Source organism: Flavobacterium cyanobacteriorum (assembly GCF_002251835.1).
Taxonomy (GTDB): Bacteria; Bacteroidota; Bacteroidia; order Flavobacteriales; family Flavobacteriaceae; genus Flavobacterium; species Flavobacterium cyanobacteriorum.
In genome coordinates, this window is the sequence record NZ_NOXV01000124.1 from 1 (window position 1) to 4,036 (window position 4,036).

Below are 4,036 nucleotides of genomic sequence, written 5' to 3' on the forward strand. Positions count from 1 at the left end.
GCATTTGTGGTAAAAACGCCACCTTCGCCAAGCGTGGGAACGTTAGCGGTCAGCTTAAAGACAGCCACTCACCAGTTAAACAGAAGTAGAAATTTTGCAACTCGTGGACAAATTCCATTTTGCTAAATCCATGACCCTCAAAATTGAAAGTATAAGTTGTATTCCATTTGCCTTTTATATGTGGTTTTGACAACACAAAATCAAGTATCATTCCACCACTTTTAAAGTCTTTACCTATGTATCCTTTTTTGTAGTCTTTGTCGGAAAATCCAAATTTCAAAAGCCATTCTTCGGTTAATGGAATAGGCGAATGAACAAGGTTAAATCCTTTCGGGTCTTCGGTAATCCATTTAAGGTCTTGCCAGCCAATTACGATAGGCAAAATTTCTCCTTCTGCTGTATCGTAATTTAAAATGTTTCCGCACTTCAAATCGTGGATTGAAAAAGCCGAACCGCTAACAGCCGTTTGGCAAGATGCGGGGTTTGTTTTTTCGTTTGACATATTCGTGTTTGTTTAAAATTTGTACTTCGTTTGTGGCTTTGTGGGTAAAAGTCCCGCACCTCGCCAAGCGCAGAAACGTTAGTGGCAATTTAATTTACGTTTCCAAACAACTCTATATTCATCATATTCGTACTTTGTGCCGTCTCCACGTTGAATAAAGTATTTACCATCTTCAAATCTACCTAATAATGTTGTTGTAAAATCTCGTACTTTAAATAGATATATGTTATTTAAACTACCGCTAACAGCACCTATATTCAATTGCGGGTTTTGTGGTTCATTCGAGTTTTCGTTTTCTAATTTCATTTTATCTTATTTTAAAGTTTTAGTTTTCAAAGTCCGCAACTAAATCAATCTCGAAACCGTTAGTGGCTATTTCATAGACTTAACGAACTCTATAAAACTTTCCCAACTATGCCCAGCCTTTTTGTGCTTATTGTACTGTTTGACATAATCCTTTCGTAAAAATGCGTCTTGTGGTTGCATATAAACGTATTCATATCCAAAGGCTTTAACTCCACCATAATGCCTACCAATAGACAAATAAGGTTGTTGTGAGCCGTGTAAAATCAATATTGGCGCTTTTTGTTCTGACATAATAAAAAACAGCCACTAACATTATATTGGCAAAAGCATGGCTGATGTGCTAAAACCAACAGAAGTACACTTATTNGGGACCATACCTTAGCAGACTGGCCCTTTGCTTGCTGCTCCAAAGAGTTGGTTGGATTATCATAATTGCGTTTGGCATGATATTGATATAATATAAGGTTACAATTAGCGTATGGCAGGAAATACATTTGGGGATTTTTACAGGATTACCACTTTTGGAGAATCACATGGTGTGGCAGTAGGCGGTGTTATTGACGGCTGCCCGCCCGGGATAGCGATTGACCTGGCGGCAGTGCAGCACGAGCTTAACAGGCGGCGGCCGGGGCAATCGGCTATTGTAAGCCAGCGCAGGGAACCTGACGAGGTGCAGTTCTTGTCAGGTATTTTTGAAGGCAGGACAACGGGTGCCCCGATAGGGTTTATAGTGGAGAATAAAAACCAAAAGCCCGGAGATTATGAACACCTTAAAGATGTGTACCGCCCATCGCACGCCGATTATGTGTATGATAAAAAGTATGGCCTGAGGGATTACAGGGGCGGAGGCAGGAGTTCGGCCCGCGAGACGGTGAGCCGTGTAGTGGCCGGTGCAATAGCACGGCAGGCGGTTCCCGATATTAAAATCAATGCATTTGTTTCATCAGTAGGCGATATTTTGTTGGATAAGCCTTACCAGGAGCTCGACTTTTCACTTACAGACAGTAATAGTGTCCGTTGCCCTGATGCTGCCACTGCCGCACGCATGGAAGAATATATAAAGGGAATCCGTAAAGAAGGGGATACCGTAGGCGGCACCATTACCTGTGTATTACAAAATGTGCCTGCGGGGCTGGGTGAGCCAGTTTTTGACAAACTGCATGCCGAACTGGGAAAGGCGATGCTGAGCATCAATGCTGTAAAAGGATTTGAATATGGAAGCGGTTTCTGCGGCGCTACGATGAAAGGAAGCGAGCATAATGATGTTTTTAATGCTGACGGCACAACAAAAACTAACCTTTCAGGCGGCATACAGGGCGGGATAAGCAACGGCATGGATATTTATTTCAGGGTGGCGTTCAAACCGGTTGCGACAATAATGCGGGAGCAGGACACAATAAACAGAGCAGGTGGAGAAGTAAGGCTGCAGGGCAGGGGCAGGCATGACCCCTGTGTTGTGCCGAGGGCTGTGCCGATTGTGGAGGCAATGGCTGCAATTGTGTTGCTTGATTTTTATCTGAAGCAGCAGGCCTATATATAAAATGTTAATAAAAATTTTAATATGTAATAACATACTGTTGCAGATGAACATTTTTTTACTATTTTTGGTGTTAATTATAAAATTATCATCATGAAAAAACAATTACTTTTAGGGACTCTTTTCCTGGGCTCTCTATTTAATGCGAATGCGCAGCTAAGTTGTGGTGCTGCCACTGTGATACCTACTACGGGCGGTACTTTTAGCGCACCGGCTGTTACAGGTACATTCCCAACCGGCACCGCTGCCCAGATATGTACATTTGCTGACGGCAATGCTACTACACCTGCAGCTTTATGGTACAGTTTTACACCAACGCAGTCAGGCTTATTAACAATTGACACTGGAATTGCAGCAAATCCAGTTGCTACTACCGATACGAGAGTACGGGTACTTTCCGGCTCTTGCCTTGGTTTTACATGTGTTGCACAAAATGATGACATTTCGGCTACTGATTTTAGAACAAGAATATCAAATCTTGCAGTTTCAGCAGGGACAACCTATTTTATTGTTTGGGATAACAGATGGTCAGCCGCGGCTTTTTCTTTCCAGATAACATTTACGGCTCAGAGCTGTTTTGCTCCTACGGCCGGTTTCCAGTACACTTCAGCCACAACAACTTCAGTTGGCATCAGCTGGACAGCTCCTACTCTTGGTACTCCTACGGGTTACCAGGTAGAATATGGGCCTATCGGATTTACACAGGGTACTGGTACAATTCTTGATCCTACTCCTACTGCACCCAATGCTACATTCACACAGCTAACACCAGGAACCGTATACTCATTTTATGTAAGGTCTGTTTGCGGTGCAGGTAACTTCAGTAACTGGACAGGCCCTATATCTTTCAACTCTGTTTTCCCACCTGCCAATATTCCTTACAGCATGGGATTTGAAGGGCAAACCAATGTAGATTTCCTTGGTTGGTCTTCCCTGCCGGGCACTACAGGTACAGATTGGGATATAGAAAGTGCCAGCACAACGTATCCGGCACAGGAAGGTACCAACGTAATTGTTGCTGGTAGAAGCGGCGGAGCTTCTGATGCATGGCTTTTTTCAAGGCCTATTAATCTGACTGGTGGACAACAAGTAACTTTGTCTTATTTTATGAGGAAGATTGCTCTTGCCGGTGCCGGTAATGTTAATAATCTTCAGGTTACATGGGGTAATGCCGCTACCGTTGCAGCCCAGACTAATACCCTTGCTACTTACAATGACTATGCCAGCACTACTTATGAGCAAAAAACGCATACTTTTACACCTAATACAACAGGTACTTACGTAATAGGTTTCCGTTATACTGCTCCTGCACATGTGAATACTAATTTTGGTGTTATTGCTCTTGATAATATTGTAGTTAACGCTACTGCGGGTACTAACGAGGCTTTAGCTTCTAAGCTTTCGGTATTCCCTAACCCGGCTACAAATGTTATTAACATCGCCAATGCTGAAAACATCCTTGTGAATGGTGTTGAAATAGCTGACCTTAATGGCCGTATTGTGAAATCAGTTAAATTTAATAATGTAGCTGAAGCACAGATTAATGTTTCTGACCTTTCTGCAGGTATGTACTTAATGACTGTATCGTCAGACCAGGGAACAATGACAAAGAAAATAGTTAAGCAATAATATTATATAGCTTGCAATAAAAAAGAAGCCGTCTCAATACTTAAATTTTGAGACGGTTTTTT

The 4,036-nt window shown here is 42.4% G+C and carries 4 protein-coding genes; 2 read left to right on the top strand and 2 right to left on the bottom strand.

Annotation, left to right across the window (positions count from 1 at the left end; genetic code table 11):
• Positions 1 to 49: 49 nt before the first annotated feature.
• Positions 50 to 502 carry a hypothetical protein gene (locus CHU92_RS01605; protein ID WP_094411935.1) on the bottom strand — a complete coding sequence of 151 codons (453 nt, stop codon included), beginning with the start codon at positions 500 to 502 and terminating at the stop codon, positions 50 to 52.
• A 78-nt stretch (positions 503 to 580) separates the two neighbouring features.
• Positions 581 to 808, bottom strand: a complete 228-nt coding sequence (locus CHU92_RS01610; protein ID WP_094411937.1) for a hypothetical protein — start codon at positions 806 to 808, stop codon at positions 581 to 583.
• 478 nt (positions 809 to 1,286) lie between these two features.
• Between CHU92_RS01610 and aroC the strand changes: the two genes are divergently transcribed.
• Together aroC and CHU92_RS01625 are read left to right on the top strand one after the other, a co-directional pair.
• Positions 1,287 to 2,348, top strand: a complete 1,062-nt coding sequence (aroC, locus tag CHU92_RS01620; RefSeq protein WP_094411941.1) for a chorismate synthase — start codon at positions 1,287 to 1,289, stop codon at positions 2,346 to 2,348.
• 90 nt (positions 2,349 to 2,438) lie between these two features.
• The gene (locus CHU92_RS01625; RefSeq protein ID WP_094411942.1) at positions 2,439 to 3,974 is read left to right on the top strand and encodes a T9SS-dependent choice-of-anchor J family protein; all 1,536 of its coding nucleotides are present in this window, start codon (positions 2,439 to 2,441) and stop codon (positions 3,972 to 3,974) included.
• Positions 3,975 to 4,036: the final 62 nt, after the last annotated feature.